General features: G+C 54.6%; 15 protein-coding genes and 3 tRNA genes. 10 read left to right on the forward strand and 8 right to left on the reverse strand.

Translation table 11 applies throughout. The features are described from left to right. Positions 1 to 54: 54 nt before the first annotated feature. Together ACR0KN_RS02410 and ACR0KN_RS02415 are read right to left on the reverse strand one after the other, a co-directional pair. Entirely contained in the window at positions 55 to 333 is a 279-nt protein-coding gene (locus ACR0KN_RS02410; protein ID WP_170469854.1) for an NfeD family protein, read from the reverse strand. Further along, on the reverse strand, positions 333 to 1,223 hold the full coding sequence (locus ACR0KN_RS02415) for an SPFH domain-containing protein (RefSeq protein ID WP_010439798.1): 891 nt from the start codon (positions 1,221 to 1,223) through the stop codon (positions 333 to 335). Before ACR0KN_RS02415 ends, ACR0KN_RS02410 begins: the two co-directional genes overlap by 1 nt. A 175-nt stretch (positions 1,224 to 1,398) precedes the next feature. Between ACR0KN_RS02415 and ACR0KN_RS02420 the strand changes: the two genes are divergently transcribed. The 4 genes from ACR0KN_RS02420 to lon all read left to right on the forward strand — a co-directional run bounded on the left by ACR0KN_RS02420 (position 1,399) and on the right by lon (position 6,650). Next, positions 1,399 to 2,310 carry a nucleoside hydrolase gene (locus ACR0KN_RS02420; protein ID WP_170770678.1) on the forward strand — a complete coding sequence of 304 codons (912 nt, stop codon included), beginning with the start codon at positions 1,399 to 1,401 and terminating at the stop codon, positions 2,308 to 2,310. A 63-nt stretch (positions 2,311 to 2,373) separates the two neighbouring features. Then, the gene (tgt, locus tag ACR0KN_RS02425) at positions 2,374 to 3,504 is read left to right on the forward strand and encodes a tRNA guanosine(34) transglycosylase Tgt (RefSeq protein WP_480651118.1); all 1,131 of its coding nucleotides are present in this window, start codon (positions 2,374 to 2,376) and stop codon (positions 3,502 to 3,504) included. A 92-nt stretch (positions 3,505 to 3,596) separates the two neighbouring features. Continuing rightward, complete coding sequence (locus ACR0KN_RS02430; protein ID WP_480651120.1) at positions 3,597 to 4,007, forward strand: DUF6636 domain-containing protein; 411 nt, start codon at positions 3,597 to 3,599, stop codon at positions 4,005 to 4,007. Positions 4,008 to 4,241: 234 nt separating this feature from the next. After that, the gene (lon, locus tag ACR0KN_RS02435; protein WP_480651122.1) at positions 4,242 to 6,650 is read left to right on the forward strand and encodes an endopeptidase La; all 2,409 of its coding nucleotides are present in this window, start codon (positions 4,242 to 4,244) and stop codon (positions 6,648 to 6,650) included. Positions 6,651 to 6,697: 47 nt separating this feature from the next. Here lon and ACR0KN_RS02440 read toward each other — a convergent pair whose 3' ends face one another. Continuing rightward, positions 6,698 to 8,284 (reverse strand): APC family permease, encoded by a 1,587-nt coding sequence (locus tag ACR0KN_RS02440; protein ID WP_480651124.1) that lies wholly within the window; start codon positions 8,282 to 8,284, stop codon positions 6,698 to 6,700. Between the two features lie 249 nt (positions 8,285 to 8,533). Here ACR0KN_RS02440 and ACR0KN_RS02445 point away from each other — a divergent pair, with 249 nt between their 5' ends. After that, entirely contained in the window at positions 8,534 to 8,761 is a 228-nt protein-coding gene (locus ACR0KN_RS02445) for a hypothetical protein (RefSeq protein WP_170469869.1), read from the forward strand. Between the two features lie 73 nt (positions 8,762 to 8,834). On the opposite strand, the gene ACR0KN_RS02450 is transcribed toward ACR0KN_RS02445, so the two are convergent. Beyond that, positions 8,835 to 8,909: transfer RNA gene (locus tag ACR0KN_RS02450), tRNA-Val, on the reverse strand. A gap of 213 nt (positions 8,910 to 9,122) precedes the next feature. On the opposite strand from ACR0KN_RS02450, the gene ACR0KN_RS02455 reads away from it, so the two are divergent. From ACR0KN_RS02455 to uvrA, 4 genes are all read left to right on the forward strand, one after another. After that, positions 9,123 to 9,199: transfer RNA gene (locus ACR0KN_RS02455), tRNA-Asp, on the forward strand. Between the two features lie 52 nt (positions 9,200 to 9,251). Continuing rightward, positions 9,252 to 9,328: transfer RNA gene (locus ACR0KN_RS02460), tRNA-Asp, on the forward strand. Between the two features lie 106 nt (positions 9,329 to 9,434). Further along, positions 9,435 to 10,001 (forward strand): class I SAM-dependent methyltransferase, encoded by a 567-nt coding sequence (locus tag ACR0KN_RS02465; RefSeq protein ID WP_480651126.1) that lies wholly within the window; start codon positions 9,435 to 9,437, stop codon positions 9,999 to 10,001. A gap of 107 nt (positions 10,002 to 10,108) precedes the next feature. Further along, the gene (gene uvrA, locus ACR0KN_RS02470) at positions 10,109 to 12,967 is read left to right on the forward strand and encodes an excinuclease ABC subunit UvrA (RefSeq protein WP_480605482.1); all 2,859 of its coding nucleotides are present in this window, start codon (positions 10,109 to 10,111) and stop codon (positions 12,965 to 12,967) included. Positions 12,968 to 12,973: 6 nt separating this feature from the next. On the opposite strand, the gene ACR0KN_RS02475 is transcribed toward uvrA, so the two are convergent. From ACR0KN_RS02475 to ACR0KN_RS02490, 4 genes are all read right to left on the reverse strand, one after another. Further along, positions 12,974 to 13,366, reverse strand: a complete 393-nt coding sequence (locus tag ACR0KN_RS02475) for a hypothetical protein (RefSeq protein ID WP_480651129.1) — start codon at positions 13,364 to 13,366, stop codon at positions 12,974 to 12,976. A 108-nt stretch (positions 13,367 to 13,474) separates the two neighbouring features. Next, positions 13,475 to 14,347, reverse strand: a complete 873-nt coding sequence (mmsB, locus tag ACR0KN_RS02480; RefSeq protein WP_480651131.1) for a 3-hydroxyisobutyrate dehydrogenase — start codon at positions 14,345 to 14,347, stop codon at positions 13,475 to 13,477. 3 nt (positions 14,348 to 14,350) lie between these two features. Next, positions 14,351 to 15,391, reverse strand: a complete 1,041-nt coding sequence (locus tag ACR0KN_RS02485) for an enoyl-CoA hydratase/isomerase family protein (RefSeq protein ID WP_480651133.1) — start codon at positions 15,389 to 15,391, stop codon at positions 14,351 to 14,353. A 7-nt stretch (positions 15,392 to 15,398) separates the two neighbouring features. Further along, a complete protein-coding gene (locus ACR0KN_RS02490; RefSeq protein WP_480651135.1) occupies positions 15,399 to 16,541 on the reverse strand; it encodes an acyl-CoA dehydrogenase family protein in 1,143 nt (380 codons plus the stop codon). 160 nt (positions 16,542 to 16,701) lie between these two features. Between ACR0KN_RS02490 and ACR0KN_RS02495 the strand changes: the two genes are divergently transcribed. Beyond that, positions 16,702 to 17,562 carry a hypothetical protein gene (locus ACR0KN_RS02495; RefSeq protein ID WP_010439825.1) on the forward strand — a complete coding sequence of 287 codons (861 nt, stop codon included), beginning with the start codon at positions 16,702 to 16,704 and terminating at the stop codon, positions 17,560 to 17,562.

The raw sequence follows: 17,562 nt of genomic DNA on the forward strand, positions 1-17,562 counted from the left end.
CGCCGACCAGCGTCCAGAGGGGCAGTGGCGCCCGGAATGGGCGCCAGTACAAAATCACTCGTTGATATCGTGATTGAAGGTTTTGACCTGTCCGTGAGGCAGTGCGAACATGCGGCGTAATGCGAGCCAGGATACCAGCGAAAGAACCGCAAAGATCAGCAATAGAACGGGCAGGGAAGGCACCAGCCCTGGTATCAGCAACAGCAATCCTGTGATGGCTGCTCCGATGGCAAAGCCAAGAAAGATGAAGCCTGGCAGGGCGACCTCAAGGATGGCCAGAGCGAGCGCCGCAGCCAGCCAGACCCACCAAGTAAGCCAGAAAGGTTCAGCCATCATTTTCCTCCTTTCAGCATGTTAAAGGCATTCCCAAACGCTTCAATAGCATTTGCCGGTACCACAATTGTCTGCGAGCCGCTGCCATTACCCAAAGCGTTCAGTGATTCCACTTGCTTCAAGGCGACCTGGTATTGCGCAGCTTCCAATCCATTATCTTGAATCGCCTTGGCCACAACCTGAGTCGCGTAGGCTTCGGCCTCGGCCTGGATACGGCGGGCTTTGGCGGTCTGTTCAGCGGCATAAAGCTCGGCATCGGCTTGCAGCTCAACGGCACGCTTCTGACCTTCGGCCTCTGTTACCTGTGCGCGGCGCGCGCGCTCGGCATTCAGCTGCTGCAGCATTGCGTCACGGGTGGCCTGGTCGAGGTTTACGTCCAGAATCTCGGCGCGGGTCACTTCGATACCCCAATCGTCAACAGCGGTTTCGACACTTTCCTGAATGCGTTCAATCAGTTGCGCGCGGTTCGACTGAACTTCATCCAAGTCCATCTTACCAATCTCCGCACGGACGATGCCGGCCACGGTTGTGGCAATCGCACCGTCTACGTCACGGATACGGTATACAGTCTTTTCAGGTTCCAGAATACGGTAGAACACCGAGGTATCGATCTGCACCAGAACATTGTCCTTGGTGATCGCGTCTTGAGTTGCGTTGGGCAACTGACGCTCAAGGATGGATATCTTATGGCGTGCAACATCAAGAAAAGGAACGATAAAGTTGATTCCGGGCCCAAGGACCGAGCGCAAGCGGCCGAACCGTTCAACCACGTATTTCTCGGATTGAGGCACGATCTTGATGCCCTTGAAGATGACAAGTGCAATTAGCGCTGCCGCCAGCAGATAAATAATGTTCGAAGTAAGCAGTCCGATAATCTGGTCTTCTGTCATATCTGTCCTCATTTATTGTGTACTATAGTATACATTTGGGGATTGAGTCGCCCGATTTCAACTCTGGTATGGATTGAGTGCGCCCAAATGCAAATCTTTGAAACAGTTAATGCGGTGCGAATTCTTTGCCTGTGACCGCTTTGCATCCTACCTGTGTTTGCGGTATCGGGCGGGGATGAAACTGATAATTGATACTGATCCCGGCATCGATGATGCGATGGCCATCGCCTATGCCGCTGCAGCTCCGGAAATAGAGTTGGTTGGCCTGACGACCGTCTTTGGCAATACTCATGTGCATCAATCCAGTCGCAATGCGCGCTATCTGGTTGATAAACTTGGATTGAATATTCCAGTAGCTGAAGGGGCGCCATTTGCACGTGGTGAAGACCGCCACGCGCCGTCCGAGCATGTACACGGGCCTGAAGGGTTCGGTGATTTTACCGATATCCCGCATATTGGCGAGAACCACGCGCTGACAGGCGCAGAGTTCCTGGTTGAAATGGCGCGCGCGCATCGCGGTGAATTGGTCGTTTGTGCTGTTGGCCCGCTTACCAATATTGCGGATGCAATCAAGCTTGACCCGGATTTTGCCGACAATGTGGCCAAGCTGGTGATCATGGGTGGCGCGGTTTACTGCCCGGGTAACATCACCGAGCATGCCGAAGCGAATATTTACCATGATGCCAAGGCTGCCGATGAAGTATTCGCTGCGTCTCTGCCGACCGTGCTGGTTGGCTTGGATGTGACCCTGAAAACGCTCTATGAAACTGCCGACTTCGAAGGGTTGGCTCAGAAATCCCCCGATATGGGTGGTTTTCTGCGCGACATCTCGCGGTTCTATCTGAAGTTCTACAAAGAGGTTGGCGGGCTTGAAGGTTGTGGCCTGCACGATTCAACGGCAGTGATCGCTTGCACGCATGAGCCAATGTTCGATGTGGTTGAAACTGGTTTGCAGGTGTCGCTCGAAGGACCTGACATCGGGGCCACACGTATTAACCCTTCGCGGCCTGCAGTACGCGTATGCCGGAATGTGGACGGGGCAGGGGTTGTACAACTGTTTACCGAACGCGTTGCATCTCTGCCCTGACGGGTTGCATTGAACCAGTAGATCGGGCAAAGCCTGCCCGGTTCCGCGACCCGAGGCCCCAACATGACCGACCGTTTCTCGTTTGACCTGAAAGCCACAGACGGCAAGGCCCGCACCGGCGAGATCAACACACCGCGCGGCGAGGTGCGGACGCCTGCATTCATGCCCGTCGGGACTGCGGCGACGGTTAAGGCAATGATGCCCGAAAGCGTCCGCGCAACCGGTGCGGATATCTTGCTGGGCAACACTTACCACCTGATGCTGCGTCCTACGGCCGAGCGGATCGACCGCCTGGGTGGTTTGCACAAGTTCATGAACTGGGAACGCCCGATCCTGACAGACTCGGGCGGGTTTCAGGTCATGTCGCTGGCTGGTTTGCGCAAGCTGACTGAGAAGGGCGTGACTTTCAAATCCCATATCGATGGGTCAAAGCACGAACTGACACCTGAACGTTCGATGGAGATCCAGCGCCTTTTAGGATCGGACATCGTGATGTGTTTTGACGAATGCCCGGCATTGCCTTCGGATCGGGACCGCATCGCCGAGTCGATGCGATTGTCGATGCGATGGGCCGAACGGTCTCGGGATGCGTTCGGTGATCGCCCCGGATATGCCTTGTTCGGGATCATGCAGGGCGGGTTGGAACAGGACCTGCGTGAAGAAAGCGCAGAAGCGCTAAAACAGATCGGATTTGAAGGCTACGCGGTTGGTGGGCTCGCGGTGGGCGAGGGGCAAGAGGCCATGTTCAGCTGCCTCGACTACGCACCAGAATTCCTGCCTAAGGATAAGCCGCGCTACCTGATGGGTGTGGGCAAACCCGACGACATCGTGGGTGCCGTGGCACGCGGAATCGACATGATGGATTGCGTGCTGCCTTCGCGGTCCGGACGTACCGGGCAGGTGTTTACGCGCTACGGTGTGGTCAACATCAAGAACGCCCGCCATGCTGACGACCCGCGTCCTCTGGATGAGCATTGTACGTGCCCTGCGTGCTCAAATTATTCCCGCGCCTATCTGCACCATGTATTCCGGTCAAATGAGATGATCTCGGGTATGCTGCTGACCTGGCATAACCTTCACTACTTTCAGGAAATCATGCAGGGCATGCGTGACGCGATTTCCAACGGAACATTTGCGCAGTGGCAGGCGCAGTTTCATGCACAACGAGAGCAGGGCGATATAGAACCACTCTAGATTGCGTCTCATGCGGTGACAAACATCGCCCTATTTGCTATACTGTTCTCAGTTTGTTTCATCAATTTCATTGTTTTGTTAAGGAGGATTCCATGCCTCGCTTTCTTGTTTCTATAGCAATCGTTCTTTGTGCATCCTTGGCCCACGCAGATGTCTGGACCTTTGAAACCCCGTCTGAAAACATCCAATGTGTTGTCGGGCAGGATGCCGGAACCTCGGATTTGTCTTGCACTATAATTGAGCGTAGCGGCGCGCCTGCTTTGCCACGACCTGCGGATTGTCAGTCTGATTGGGGACATGAATTTTTCATGACCGATAAAGGCGCTGTCCGCATGCTGTGCCAACCCGTCAATCAAAACCGCAACGGTTATGATCGCGCAGAATATGGCGTAACCGGGACGTTTGGTGGATTTATCTGCCATTCCTCGAAAAAGGGTTTGGAATGCAGGAATGAAGTCGGCCACGGGTTCTTTTTATCTCGCGCCAAGCAGCGGATATTTTGATCCCCAACTGACAATTTATTGGAGGTTTTGTCAGCGCGCCGGGCCAAAATCGGTGGATATGTCTGCCGGACGCCTTGAAGTCCCCAATTCATCGGGTCATGCTGCATCACGACAAACGGCGATGAGGTTGAAATGGGGGAACAGGTGCCCCACCTTTATCGTCCAAGACAGGAGACAGCCAATGGTTGCCTGATCCAGGGACCAGCGCCGTCTTGCCAATGATAAGGATAGAGCATGCAAGAGCCTCTGAATTCCTCATACCCCGTCCTGCCGCTGCGCGACATCGTGGTATTCCCACATATGATCGTGCCGCTATTCGTGGGCCGAGACAAATCGGTCCGCGCACTGGAAGAGGTGATGCAGGATGACAAGCAAATTCTGTTGTCGAGCCAGATTGATCCTGGTGAAGACGACCCAGAGATCGACGGAATCTACCGCTCGGGCGTTCTGGCCAATGTACTGCAACTGCTGAAGCTGCCCGATGGCACCGTTAAGGTGCTGGTCGAAGGGCAGGCACGTGTGCAGATCACAGAATTTCTTGAAAACGATCAGTTTTTCGAAGCCCGCGCCGAGTATCTGACCGAAATTCCCGGCGATGTCACCACGACTGAGGCGCTTTTGCGCACTGTCGCGGATGAGTTTGAGCGCTATGCCAAAGTGCGCAAGAACATTCCCGAAGAAGCACTGGCTGCAGTCGGCGAAACCACTGAGCCTGCGAAACTGGCCGACCTTGTGTCAGGTCATCTGGGCATTGAGGTCGAACAGAAGCAGGAATTGCTTGAGACTCTTTCCGTCAGTGAGCGGCTTGAGAAGGTCTATGGCCTGATGCAGGGCGAAATGTCCGTTCTGCAGGTCGAGAAGAAAATCAAGACCCGCGTCAAATCTCAGATGGAGAAGACGCAGCGCGAGTACTATCTGAATGAGCAGATGAAGGCCATTCAGAAAGAGCTCGGCGATGGTGAGGACGGCAGCAACGAAGTCGCTGAACTGGAAGCCAAAATCAACGAGACCAAGCTTTCGAAAGAAGCGCGCGAGAAGGCCGAGGGTGAGCTGAAAAAGCTCAAGAACATGTCGCCGATGTCGGCCGAGGCCACTGTTGTGCGCAACTATCTGGACTGGATCCTTGCTCTGCCTTGGGGCACCAAGTCCCGCGTCAAAAAGGATTTGGGCCGGGCGCAGGACATTCTGGACGCCGATCACTACGGGCTTGAGAAGGTCAAGGAACGGATCGTTGAATACCTCGCAGTTCAACAGCGTTCGAAAAAGCTGAAAGGCCCGATCCTGTGCCTTGTTGGCCCTCCGGGCGTGGGTAAGACCTCACTGGGTAAGTCCGTCGCCAAAGCCACGGGGCGTGAGTTTATTCGCATCTCGCTGGGTGGCGTGCGCGACGAATCCGAGATCAGGGGTCACCGTCGGACTTATATCGGTTCGATGCCCGGTAAAATCATTCAGGCGCTGAAAAAGGCGAAGACCACGAACCCGCTTATCCTGCTCGACGAGATCGACAAGATGGGACAGGACTTCCGTGGCGACCCGGCCTCAGCGATGCTGGAGGTGCTGGATCCAGAACAGAACAACACGTTCATGGATCACTACTTGGAGGTCGAATATGACCTGTCCAACGTGATGTTCCTGACCACGTCGAACAGCTACAATATGCCCGGGCCTCTGCTTGATCGGATGGAGATCATCCCGCTGGCTGGTTATACCGAAGACGAAAAGAGCGAGATCGCCAAGCAGCACCTGATCGGCAAGCAGGTCAAGAACCATGGTCTGAAGGACAAAGAGTTCGAACTTACCGATGAGGCACTGCAATCGATCATCCGCACCTATACTCGCGAGGCGGGTGTACGGAACCTTGAACGTGAAATCGCCAAAGTGGCGCGAAAATCGCTGACCAAGATCATCAAGAAAGAAACGGAAACCGTGACGGTGACGCCGGAAAATCTGGATGATTTCCTCGGCGTGCCTAAGTTCCGCTACGGACTCGCCGAACAGGACGATCAGGTCGGCGTTGTCACCGGCCTGGCCTGGACCTCGGTCGGGGGCGACTTGCTGCATATCGAGGCGCTGAAACTGCCCGGTAAGGGTCGGATGAAGACCACAGGTAAGCTGGGCGATGTGATGAAAGAATCCATCGACGCAGCATCGTCGTACGTTCGGTCGATTTCGCCTCAGATCGGCGTGAAGCCACCGAAGTTCGACAAGATCGACATCCACGTCCACGTGCCCGATGGCGCGACGCCCAAGGATGGGCCGTCAGCGGGCTTGGCGATGGTGACCTCGATTGTTTCGGTCCTGACAGGTATTCCGGTGCGCAAGGACATCGCCATGACAGGCGAGGTCTCGCTGCGCGGCAATGCGATGCCAATCGGTGGGTTGAAGGAAAAACTGCTGGCTGCTCTTCGTGGTGGGATCAAAACTGTTCTGATCCCTGAAGAGAACGAAAAGGATCTGGCAGAGATTCCGGATAACGTGAAGGAAGGACTGGAAATCATCGCGGTCAAGCACGTCTCGGAAGTCCTTGAGCAGGCACTTATCCGTGCGCCTGAGTCGATTGATTGGGACGAGGCTGCGGAAGAGGCTGCCGCGGCGGCTGCAAAAGCGGCCGAAGGTGCCGGACCGTCTGCGACAGCTCACTAAGACTGCTGATAAAGTTAAGAGGCGGGGTCATCCCCGCCTTTTTTTGTTTAAAGGCCGATGACCGGTTTGGACGGATCGAGCACTTCTTCATCAGCGATGTAAGCCTGAAACTTTTTATCCGACAGGGACGAACGTACAGCGAGTGCGAAGATCACCATCGAAAATACGACACAAAGCAAAATATCCCAACCGAATGGGATTTGTTTCTGCGCACCGTCTCCAAATTGCCCCATGTAAGATATCAGCCCCAGGCCGCAGAAATATGGCATCAGCCAAAGGGCTTCTGTCGCGTCCATCTCATCAAGCCGGTTGTGAAAGCGGATCAGCAGCAGCGCCATGCCAATAAGCAAGGCAATACCAAGCCTCCAGACCGTGTCCCAACCGCTCCAATAAACGATCAACGTCGAAATGGCGAAGGCTGTGATCGCGACAAGTTTGACCGCGGGGATTCGGATCGAGCGGGGTTGATCAGGTAGCAGATCGCGCAAGCATACCACTGCGATGGGACCGACCGCAAATGAGAGGACGATTGCGGCCCCGTTCAAGGCGATGACGGTGGTGAACGGTACGGTGAGCAAGAACAGCGTGCCGATCAGAAAGTTCAGCGCCAGCGCCCACAAAGGGACGCCAAAGGATGAGAGCATCTGCAACCGCTTCGGCAGGAATCCATTTTGCGACAGGGCCATTGCGATCCTTGCATTTGAACCTGTTGCTACAAGCCCATTGCCAAACGGGCCGATAATCGAACCGACGTTCAAAAGGCTGAGAAACCAAAACAGCCCAACTGACATGATGACACCATCCAATGGCCCTTGACCGCCAAAGCTCAGGTGCGCCCAGCCTTGGCTGATCATTGTGGGGTCCAGTGCTCCTATAAAGGCAACCTGTAGTCCGAGGTAGATCAGTGCACACAGCACAATGGAAAGAACCAATGCAGCCGGTATAGCAAATTTCGGATTGCGAACTTCCCCAGCCATATCAACCACATGTCGGAATCCAATGAAGGAAAAAATCACCCCGCCAGTAGATACGGCCGCCATGATACCCTTAAGACCATAGGGGGCGAATCCATCTGGCGTCGTAAAGTTTTGCGTTTCAAATCTCGATGCGATCAACAGAACTGACAAGACAACTGGGATCGCAACTTTAGCCCAGGTCAGTGTCGCATTTACCTGGGTGAAAAACTTAACCCCCAGCGCGTTTACCGCGACGAATAACAGCATGAATAGCAGTGCAACAGAGACACCGGCCCCGGTCAGTTCCCCAGTTTCTGCCGTATGGAGCCAAGACGCGTATGGCGCGAGGTATTTAAGCATGGCCTCAACCTCGATTGGGGCGGTCGTATTGTAGCCAATCCAGGCGGTCCAACCCATCGCCATCGACACGATATTGCCGTGCGAAAACTGCGGAACGCGTGCGATCCCGCCGGGGATAGGCAGCATCGCCGAGATTTCGGCAAATGTGATCGCCAGAATGAACATCGCAACCGCGCCGATGATCCAGGAAAGAACAGCGGCAGGGCCGGCATGCTGCACGGCGAGCAGGGGTCCGAATAGCCAGCCCGATCCGATGATGCCGCCGACTGAAATGAACGTAAGTCCAACGAGGCCGATTTCCCGCTTCAGTTTCGCCATTTGTTAACCCATCCAGGAAATCCGTTGGTTCGAAAGACCACCATTTCAGGATAAGCAGGCCTTAGTAAACATGGCAAGTCTCTATAATCATGCAAGAATCTCAGTGCCTAAAGCAACGAATTGGAAAGATTTTCCAGTCGTTTCGAGCACTTTCTGCCACGAGTGTTTATCTTCAGGGTATCATAACGCTGGACGCGGGTTTGAATATCAAGCACGCTGAGAGCCCGCGCCATGGTAGGAGACCCCAGGATGCCTCGGTACAACGATCTGTTCGAACTTTCGGTGGAAGATATGGAATTGATTGAAGAGGCAATGCGCCATGCGATTTCGGCCAGGTCCGTCGCACTTGTTGATGAAGGCAATGAGGACAGAGAGGCCCGTGAGAACTTTGTGCGCAAGGCACACGAATTACTCGGCAGGTTACATGACCAGAAGATATTCTATCGCCCGAAGTCCGGCGTGTATGTCGGTGGGTAGTGCAGGGTGTGCTGCGCGTTTGATCTGAAGGGACCCCAGCACTTTACTTGCAGCTAATAAGTTATTGAAAACATGGTGGGTGATAAGAGATTTGAACTCCTGACATCTTCGATGTGAACGAAGTGCTCTACCACTGAGCTAATCACCCTTGGCGGGCTCAACTAAAGAAACCAAGAAATATTCGCAAGCTGAAATCGTTATCCGTTGGCGGTGGAGCGGGGATTTCACGATGCGTTTGCTTTGTTCAAAGTTACTTGCATTGGAAAAATCCGTGATTAAGCAAAAAACTTGAAAACGCCGCTTGACGCTGCTCAGCGGTGGCCATAATACACCCCAACGTTCAGAGATGAACGGGCAGTGGGCGGTTGTAGCTCAGTTGGTTAGAGTACCGGCCTGTCACGCCGGGGGTCGCGGGTTCGAGCCCCGTCAACCGCGCCATCACTGTCAGCCTTTGATCCGGGCAAACGGATCACACATAGACCCAAAATGCGCGGTTGTAGCTCAGTTGGTTAGAGTACCGGCCTGTCACGCCGGGGGTCGCGGGTTCGAGCCCCGTCAACCGCGCCATTTTCCTTTGAAATCAGACACCCATACCCACGCTATCGCATTGCAGGGTGTCTTGAGGTCTGGCATGACGTTTCCGTCCGACTTAATTCTGTCCGAGAGGGTGCTCATGACAAGCTTGAACCGGGTCGTTATGGCCCGCCACAGCCGTCAGTGGATTCATGAGCTCAATCCGCAGAAGCTGGAGGCTTTCGAGATTTCAGGTTCCTGGGGCAAGCAATTCGCCTTTCAAAGCTATACGCAAGCCTGGCAGCGTCAGCTTGATATCTGCTGCGGACCATTGCTGGATGAACACGGACAAGTCCGGCAATTTGACCTGATCCTGGCCAATCAGGTCTGGGAACATCTTGATCGACCTTATGAGGCGACTTTGAACGTGTTGGAGATGCTGCGACCTGGCGGTTACTTCTGGCTCGCAGTGCCTTTTTTCATTCCGTTTCACGCAGCTCCGCAGGATTGTTCTCGGTGGACTGCGCGAGGTTTGAAGAATTTGCTAGGTGAGTGCGGTTTTGATCCGACTGGCATCAAAGCAGAGCAGTGGGGCAATCGCCATGCAGCCCAACGAAATCTGGAACTGGATTGGCCACCGACCTACGATCCCGAGACCGACGATTTGGAAAATGACCCGGATTTCCCAATTTGCGCATGGGCATTGGCCCGGAAATCGATTCAGTAGTTGGTAAGCCGGAGAAAATCCGCTAGTTCTTGCTTTGTTCTAACTTTTCGATTGGAGACTCGGCGCTGCTCGCTTATCTCTGAAAGACGTATCTGTTGGGGGCCAGAATGGCTGAGCTGAAGAATATCGAGGTGCGCGGCGCGCGCGAGCATAACCTCAAAAGCATTGATGTCGACATTCCGCGTGATCAGCTGGTGGTGATCACCGGTCTTTCTGGCTCGGGCAAGTCCTCGCTGGCGTTTGACACTATCTACGCCGAAGGTCAGCGCCGCTATGTCGAAAGCTTGTCGGCTTATGCGCGGCAGTTTCTGGATATGATGGAAAAGCCCGATGTAGATCACATCAGCGGCCTGAGCCCTGCTATTTCGATCGAACAGAAGACGACGTCCAAGAACCCCCGCTCAACCGTGGGGACCGTGACCGAGATTTACGACTATTTGCGTCTGTTGTTTGCTCGTGCTGGAACGCCCTACAGCCCGGTCACAGGGCTGCCTATCGAGGCGCAGCAAGTGCAAGACATGGTCGACCGGATCATGACCATGGAGGAGGGCACCCGTGGCTATTTGCTGGCCCCAATCGTGCGGGACCGGAAGGGCGAGTACAAAAAGGAATTCCTGGAACTTCGCAAACAAGGGTTCCAGCGCGTCAAGGTCGATGGCGAGTTCTACGAGTTGGATGAACCGCCAACGCTGGATAAGAAGTTCCGACATGATATCGACGTCGTGGTTGATCGTTTGGTTGTACGTGAAGGGATGGAAACGCGCTTGGCTGACAGCCTGCGGACAGCGCTGGATCTTGCCGATGGGATTGCAATTCTCGAAACCGCACCGAAAGAGGGCGACCCCGAGCGGATCACGTTCAGTGAGAATTTTGCCTGCCCGGTCAGTGGGTTCACGATCCCCGAGATCGAACCCCGTCTGTTTTCATTCAACGCGCCTTTCGGAGCATGCCCCGATTGCGACGGTCTGGGGGTTGAACTGTTCTTTGATGAACGCCTCGTTGTGCCGGACCAGACGCTGAAGCTGTATGATGGGGCTTTGGCGCCGTGGCGGAAGGGGAAATCCCCGTATTTCCTGCAAACCATCGAAGCCATCGCGCGGCACTATGAGTTCGACAAAAACACGCCGTGGAAGGATTTGCCCGATAAAGTTCAGCAGGTGTTCCTGCGTGGTTCTGGCGATGAGGAAATCCAGTTCCGCTATGACGAAGGTGGTCGCGTTTATCAGGTCACGCGCAGCTTCGAGGGCGTCATACCCAACATGGAGCGCCGATATCGCGAGACTGACAGCGCCTGGATTCGCGAAGAATTCGAGCGTTATCAGAACAATCGTCCCTGTGGCACCTGCGAGGGATATCGTCTGCGCGCAGAAGCGCTGGCTGTAAAAATAGCAGGGCTGCATGTGGGGCAGGTGGTCCAGATGTCGATCCGAGAGGCATTGGCCTGGATTGAGGATGCGCCGAACCATCTGACTGCGCAAAAGAACGAGATCGCTCGGGCCATTCTGAAGGAAATCCGCGAACGGCTCGGCTTTTTGAATAATGTGGGTTTGGAATATCTTACACTGTCACGTTCAAGTGGCACTTTGTCCGGTGGCGAGAGCCAGCGCATTCGTTTGGCCAGCCAAATCGGATCGGGCCTGACCGGGGTATTGTATGTACTTGATGAACCTTCGATCGGTCTGCATCAACGCGACAATGACCGGCTGTTGGGGACACTCAAGAACCTGCGCGATCAGGGAAACACCGTTATCGTCGTAGAGCACGACGAAGAGGCCATTCGCGAGGCTGACTATGTCTTCGATATTGGACCCGGGGCTGGTGTTCACGGTGGGCAGGTCGTCAGCCATGGCACGCCCGAACACATCGCTGGTGATGCGGCTTCGATTACCGGTCAGTACCTGTCTGGGACGCGTGAAATTGCGGTACCTGCAGAGAGGCGAAAAGGTAAGAAGCAGAAGGTGAGCGTGGTCAAGGCCACCGGAAACAACCTGAAAAATGTCACGGCAGACTTTCCGCTGGGCAAGTTCGTCTGTGTTACTGGGGTCTCAGGAGGCGGTAAATCCACCCTGACGATTGAGACTTTGTTCAAAACCGCCTCGATGCGGCTGAATGGTGCGCGTCAGACACCGGCGCCTTGCGAGACGATTAAAGGTCTAGAGCATTTGGATAAGGTGATTGATATCGATCAGCGTCCGATAGGCCGGACTCCACGTTCAAATCCAGCGACTTACACCGGGGCCTTCACCCCGATCCGCGACTGGTTTGCGGGCCTGCCCGAGGCCAAGGCGCGTGGCTACAAACCCGGTCGCTTCAGCTTCAATGTTAAAGGTGGACGCTGCGAGGCCTGTCAGGGTGACGGTGTGATCAAGATCGAGATGCACTTCCTGCCCGATGTCTATGTGACTTGTGAAACCTGTAAGGGCGCGCGCTATAATCGCGAGACGCTTGAGATCAAATTCAAGGGTAAGTCCATCGCGGATGTGCTTGATATGACTGTCGAAGATGCGCAGGAGTTTTTTAAGGCCGTGCCTTCGATCCGAGACAAGATGGATGCCCTTGCGCGCGTCGGGCTGGGCTATATTAAGGTCGGTCAGCAAGCAACAACGCTGTCTGGTGGTGAAGCGCAGCGCGTGAAGCTGTCGAAAGAGCTCAGCAAACGTTCGACCGGGCGAACACTATATATCCTTGATGAGCCGACAACCGGTCTTCACTTCGAAGATGTTCGTAAGCTCCTAGAAGTGCTGCACGAACTGGTGGATCAGGGAAATACGGTTGTGGTGATCGAACACAATCTGGATGTGGTGAAAACCGCCGACTGGATTATCGACATCGGTCCCGAGGGAGGCGACGGAGGCGGCCAGATCGTGGCAGAGGGCACACCTGAAGATGTCGCGGAATGCGAGAGCAGTCATACCGGACGCTACCTAAAACCGATGCTGAATACTGAACGTGTGGCCGCTGAATAGCGAACTCTAGTAGAGGATATCGGCAACTGCGCCGATGAGGTTCAACACTTTGCGCGTGTCCGGGTCGATTGAATAGACATAGTCACCGGCACGCACATAGTTGCCACCGCGCCGCAATCCATAGCGATAAGGGTCGTCAATCCAGATGTAATCATCAAGCCGATCACCCTTTCGGTAGAGCTTTTTGGCCTGCCCGGGTGGCACGCAAGGCACAGCCTTTTTCGCAAGCCCCGGAGGGCAATGGCCAGCATTGCTACGCACCACACCAAATTGCGGAGCGACTCGTTCGACTTGCAACTTGGACTTGTTCTTACCTTTACCATTGCCATTCCCGGCCAACGCTACGGCTGGGCTCAGCGCAATCAGGGCGACCATTGAAAGGCAGGTCAGAATTTTCATCGAGGCGCACTCCGGCGTGGGTGTTTGTATTTGCTTGTACAATACCCAATCACGTAGGAGCGCGCCTCCTTGTATTCCAGCCCTGTGCGGTTTTCCGCTGCCAGAGTGTTAGCTTCGGCCGCGCGTCTCGAACCGTGGCAACATGGCGCTGAAATCGCGACCTAAGCCATTTTCGTGTTCGACAAACTGTTCATAAAGCTTCGTTGCGATTTCTCCCATGGGAGTATCGGCATCAGCGCTTTCTGCAGCCTGTTGGCTGAGGCGTAGATCTTTCAGCATCAGCTCGGCGGCAAAGCCAGGGATATAATCATTGTCAGAAGGGCTTTCGGGGCCAACACCCGGCGCAGGGCAATATGCATTCATCGTCCAACTGTAGCCAGAAGAAGTGCTAACCACATCAAACATTTTTTGGCGGTCCAACCCTAGCTTGTCAGCCAGTGCAAATGCCTCGCAGGTGGCAATCATGGTGACGCCGAGGATCATGTTGTTGCAGATTTTGGCGGCTTGACCAGCGCCCGCCTCGCCGCAGTGAACCGCTTTCTGGCCCATGATTTCAAACAACGGCGCGGCTTTGGCAAAAGCGGTGTCAGAGCCACCAGCCATAAAGGTCAGCGTGCCGGCTGCGGCGCCGCCAATTCCACCTGAAACCGGTGCATCCACCGAGAGCAGACCGGCGTCTGTGGCTTGCTGGGCTACGACGCGGGCGCTGTCGACATCTACGGTCGAACAGTCGATCAGAACCGCACCGTTCTGCATCGCAGGAATAACCTCATTGGCCACGTTGCGCAGTATCTGGCCATTGGGAAGCATGGTGATGACCGCCTCTGCGCCAGAAACGGCTTGGGCCCCTGACGCGGCCATCGTCACACCATCGATCGATATGTCTGCCATGTCATGGCCGACCACTTCATGACCGGCCGCTGCCAAATTGGCTGCCATTGGGGCGCCCATGTTGCCCAGTCCAATGAATGCGATTTTCATCCCTTACTCCTCTGAAAAGGTCAGCGCGTTCTCACCTAATGGTTGCAACATATTCGAGACTGCTGCCGCAGGTACGTTCATATCTGCAAATTGCCAGTTTGGATTGCGATCCTTGTCTATAATCTGTGCACGAATGCCTTCCAGAAAATCTCCGTGTTCCATCGCGCGATATGTAAAGCGATACTCCATCGCCAATGCCTTGCGCAGGGTCAAATTCGGTCCGCGCAACCGATGCAGCATTTCGATGCAACAGGCCATCGAAATCGGAGCATTTCGTTTGAGGCCATTGAGAACTTTCGACGAGAATTCCTGGCCGTCGCTACGCAGGATGTTCAAGATATCGGTCAGGCTTTCTCCGCCGAAAAACGCGTCGATCTGAGGTTGGAACTCGGCCAGTTTGCCTTTCGGGAGAGTTTCAGTGTGCTCTTCAACAATTTCTGCACGACCGGAAGCTTCCAGCATATCTATAAGGCCCGCCCAGCGGTCTTGCGGAATGAAATGATCAGCAAAGCCAGCAAAGATTGCGTCATCGGGGCCCATTCGGTAGCCGGTTATTCCCAAATACTCGCCTAGACGCCCTGGCGCCAGCGCCAACATCAGTGTTCCGCCCACATCAGGGACCAGACCTATCGAACACTCCGGCATTGCAATTTGCGAGCTTTCACCAACAACGCGATGACTGCCATGACAGCCGATGCCAACACCGCCACCCATGGTGAAGCCTTGCAGGAAGCTGATAACAGGTTTGGGGTATTCAAAGATTGTAGCATTCATCCGATATTCGTCGCGCCAGAAGGTACGGCCGTAATCGTAATCGCCATTGGTGCCAGTTGCGTATAGCTCTGCAATGTCGCCACCGGCACAAAAAGCCTTTTCACCCTCGGCGTCAAAAATGATCAGATCGACTACATCATCCTCACGCCAACTCCGGAGAGCGGTGTCGATGGCCATGCACATCTCATAGCTAAGTGCATTCAAGGCCTTTGGGCGAGTTAACGTGATGCGCCCGGCGCGCCCTACGGTACGAATATAGATGTCAGCCATTGGACCCTCAGCGGTTCGCCAGCATTTGCCGTGCAACGATGACGCGCATAATCTCGTTGGTGCCTTCAAGTATCTGGTGCACGCGCAGATCGCGCACAAGCTTTTCGATGCCATAGTCGGCCAGATAACCGTAGCCGCCATGCAATTGCAGGCACTGGTCAACCACCTTCGATCCGGTCTCGGTGACGAATTTCTTGGCCATGGCGCAGAATTTGGTGGCATCAGGCGCACCTTGATCCAGTTTCCACGCAGCTTGCCGTAGGAAGGTGCGGGCGGCCTGCAGTTCGATCTCCATATCGGCGAGGCGGAACTGCAGCGCTTGGAACTGATCGATGGATTGGCCGAATGCTTTGCGCTCTGACATGTATTGCAGCGTCAAATCCAATCCATTCTGCGCTGCACCTAATGAGCATGAAGCAATATTCAGGCGTCCGCCGTCCAGCCCCATCATGGCGTATTTGAATCCGTCGCCTTCTGCACCGACCAAGTTTCCCGCGGGGATCTTACAGTCATCAAACTGGACCTGCGCGGTGGGCTGGCTTTTCCAGCCCATTTTCTGCTCCAGAGCGCCAAAGCTAAGGCCGGGGGTCCCGTCTTCGACATAGACTGTCGAAATTCCGTTGGGACCATCCTCACCCGTGCGGACCATGCAGACATAGGCATCCGAATAACCGCCGCCCGAGATGAAAGCCTTAGAGCCGTTCAGGGTGTATCCCTCGTTCGTGCGTTCCGCCCGGGTTTTCAAAGCGGCTGCGTCTGAGCCGGAACCAGGTTCCGTCAGGCAATAGCTGAGCACCGTCTCAAGGCTGAGAATGTCAGGCATGATGCGCGATTTCAGATCATCACTGGCAAAGCTGTCCAGCATTTTGGCGCACATGTTGTGGATCGACAGGAAAGCCGCGACCGAGGGGCAGGCCATCGACAGGGCTTCGAACACCAGCGTCGCATCAAGACGGCTCAGGCCTGATCCGCCACCTTCTTCCGAGACGTAGAGGGCGCCAAAACCAAGTTCGCCAATCTTGGGCCAAAGATCTTTCGGTATCGTGCCGTCAGCTTCCCATTGGCGCGCGAATGGGGCGATATGTTCCTGGCCAAAGGCATAGGCCATATCAAAAATGGCCGTCTGTTCTTCGGTCAACGCGAAATCCATGGCGGTGGTCCCTGTATACTGCAGAATTGAACAAGCGTTTTATTCTTCAATCCTTACAGAAATTTTTCAACGGCGGCAAACGCTGCGGACGGGTTTGGGAGATTTACTTACCTGCGCTATACTGAGGAAATTCTAAAGATCGATTTTATGGAGTATTCTGATGCCGTCTCACAAAATGGCCGTGATCGCCATTCACGGAATGGGAAGCCAATACAGACCCCAAGGGCAACCTGCATCAACAACCCCAACATTTTCGAAAGGATTGAAGCGGCGCGTCGCGAACCGGATCGGAGCCGATATGAGCCATGTGATCTGGCATGAGGTTGTTTGGGCTCAAATCCTGCAGGGGCGGCAGAAAGATTATCTGCGCAAGATCAACCGTAGTTTGGGCTATGACAAGCTGCGCGAGTTTGTTGTGTGTAACTTGTCCGATGCTGCCTCGTATCGCCCGACGCCGGATGACGGTGACAAAATCTATGATGCGATCCACAAGAAAATCGAGAATGTGATGGGTGTGGTCAAACATCAGGTAGGCCATGACGGCCCCGTCCTGATACTGGCCCATTCACTGGGTGGGCACATAATGTCCAACTATATCTACGATATGCAGAGGCATCTGCGGCAGGGTGGATCACCGGTTCATCCGACACATGTAGAAAACATGAAAACAGTCGCGGGGATCGTGACCTTCGGATGCAATATTCCGATCTTCTTGTTCGCGTATCCCGAGAATGAGATATTCCCGATTATGGCTCCTAATCGCGAGCTTCCACCCGCGCTCCGGTTTACGACATGGTGGCACAACTACTATGATCGTCACGATGTTCTTGGGTTTCCGTTGGGCAAAAGCGCGCCGAGCTATGCGCAGCTGGCACAAAGCAGAGCCTTGAAAGACAAACCAATCAATGCGGGCAAAATATTTACGTCATGGAACCCGTTCTCGCACAACGGATATTGGACAGACCGGGACCTGTACGAACCGGTGGCAGAACGGATTAAGGATATTCTGGCCGCAGTCTGA

Source organism: Ruegeria sp. AP7 (genome assembly GCF_056539905.1).

Excerpts from the sequence above, each read along its gene's own strand:
- ACR0KN_RS02445 (WP_170469869.1), top strand. The coding sequence starts at position 8,534 with ATGCCTCGGTACAACGATCTGTTCGAACTTTCGGTGGAAGATATGGAA.
- uvrA (WP_480605482.1), top strand. The coding sequence starts at position 10,109 with ATGGCTGAGCTGAAGAATATCGAGGTGCGCGGCGCGCGCGAGCATAAC.
- ACR0KN_RS02495 (WP_010439825.1), top strand. The coding sequence starts at position 16,702 with ATGCCGTCTCACAAAATGGCCGTGATCGCCATTCACGGAATGGGAAGC.
- ACR0KN_RS02420 (WP_170770678.1), top strand. The coding sequence starts at position 1,399 with ATGAAACTGATAATTGATACTGATCCCGGCATCGATGATGCGATGGCC.
- tgt (WP_480651118.1), top strand. The coding sequence starts at position 2,374 with ATGACCGACCGTTTCTCGTTTGACCTGAAAGCCACAGACGGCAAGGCC.
- ACR0KN_RS02415 (WP_010439798.1), bottom strand. The coding sequence starts at position 1,223 with ATGACAGAAGACCAGATTATCGGACTGCTTACTTCGAACATTATTTAT.
- ACR0KN_RS02485 (WP_480651133.1), bottom strand. The coding sequence starts at position 15,391 with ATGGCTGACATCTATATTCGTACCGTAGGGCGCGCCGGGCGCATCACG.
- ACR0KN_RS02440 (WP_480651124.1), bottom strand. The coding sequence starts at position 8,284 with ATGGCGAAACTGAAGCGGGAAATCGGCCTCGTTGGACTTACGTTCATT.
- ACR0KN_RS02490 (WP_480651135.1), bottom strand. The coding sequence starts at position 16,541 with ATGGATTTCGCGTTGACCGAAGAACAGACGGCCATTTTTGATATGGCC.
- mmsB (WP_480651131.1), bottom strand. The coding sequence starts at position 14,347 with ATGAAAATCGCATTCATTGGACTGGGCAACATGGGCGCCCCAATGGCA.
- lon (WP_480651122.1), top strand. The coding sequence starts at position 4,242 with ATGCAAGAGCCTCTGAATTCCTCATACCCCGTCCTGCCGCTGCGCGAC.
- ACR0KN_RS02475 (WP_480651129.1), bottom strand. The coding sequence starts at position 13,366 with ATGAAAATTCTGACCTGCCTTTCAATGGTCGCCCTGATTGCGCTGAGC.
- ACR0KN_RS02465 (WP_480651126.1), top strand. The coding sequence starts at position 9,435 with ATGACAAGCTTGAACCGGGTCGTTATGGCCCGCCACAGCCGTCAGTGG.
- ACR0KN_RS02430 (WP_480651120.1), top strand. The coding sequence starts at position 3,597 with ATGCCTCGCTTTCTTGTTTCTATAGCAATCGTTCTTTGTGCATCCTTG.
- ACR0KN_RS02410 (WP_170469854.1), bottom strand. The coding sequence starts at position 333 with ATGGCTGAACCTTTCTGGCTTACTTGGTGGGTCTGGCTGGCTGCGGCG.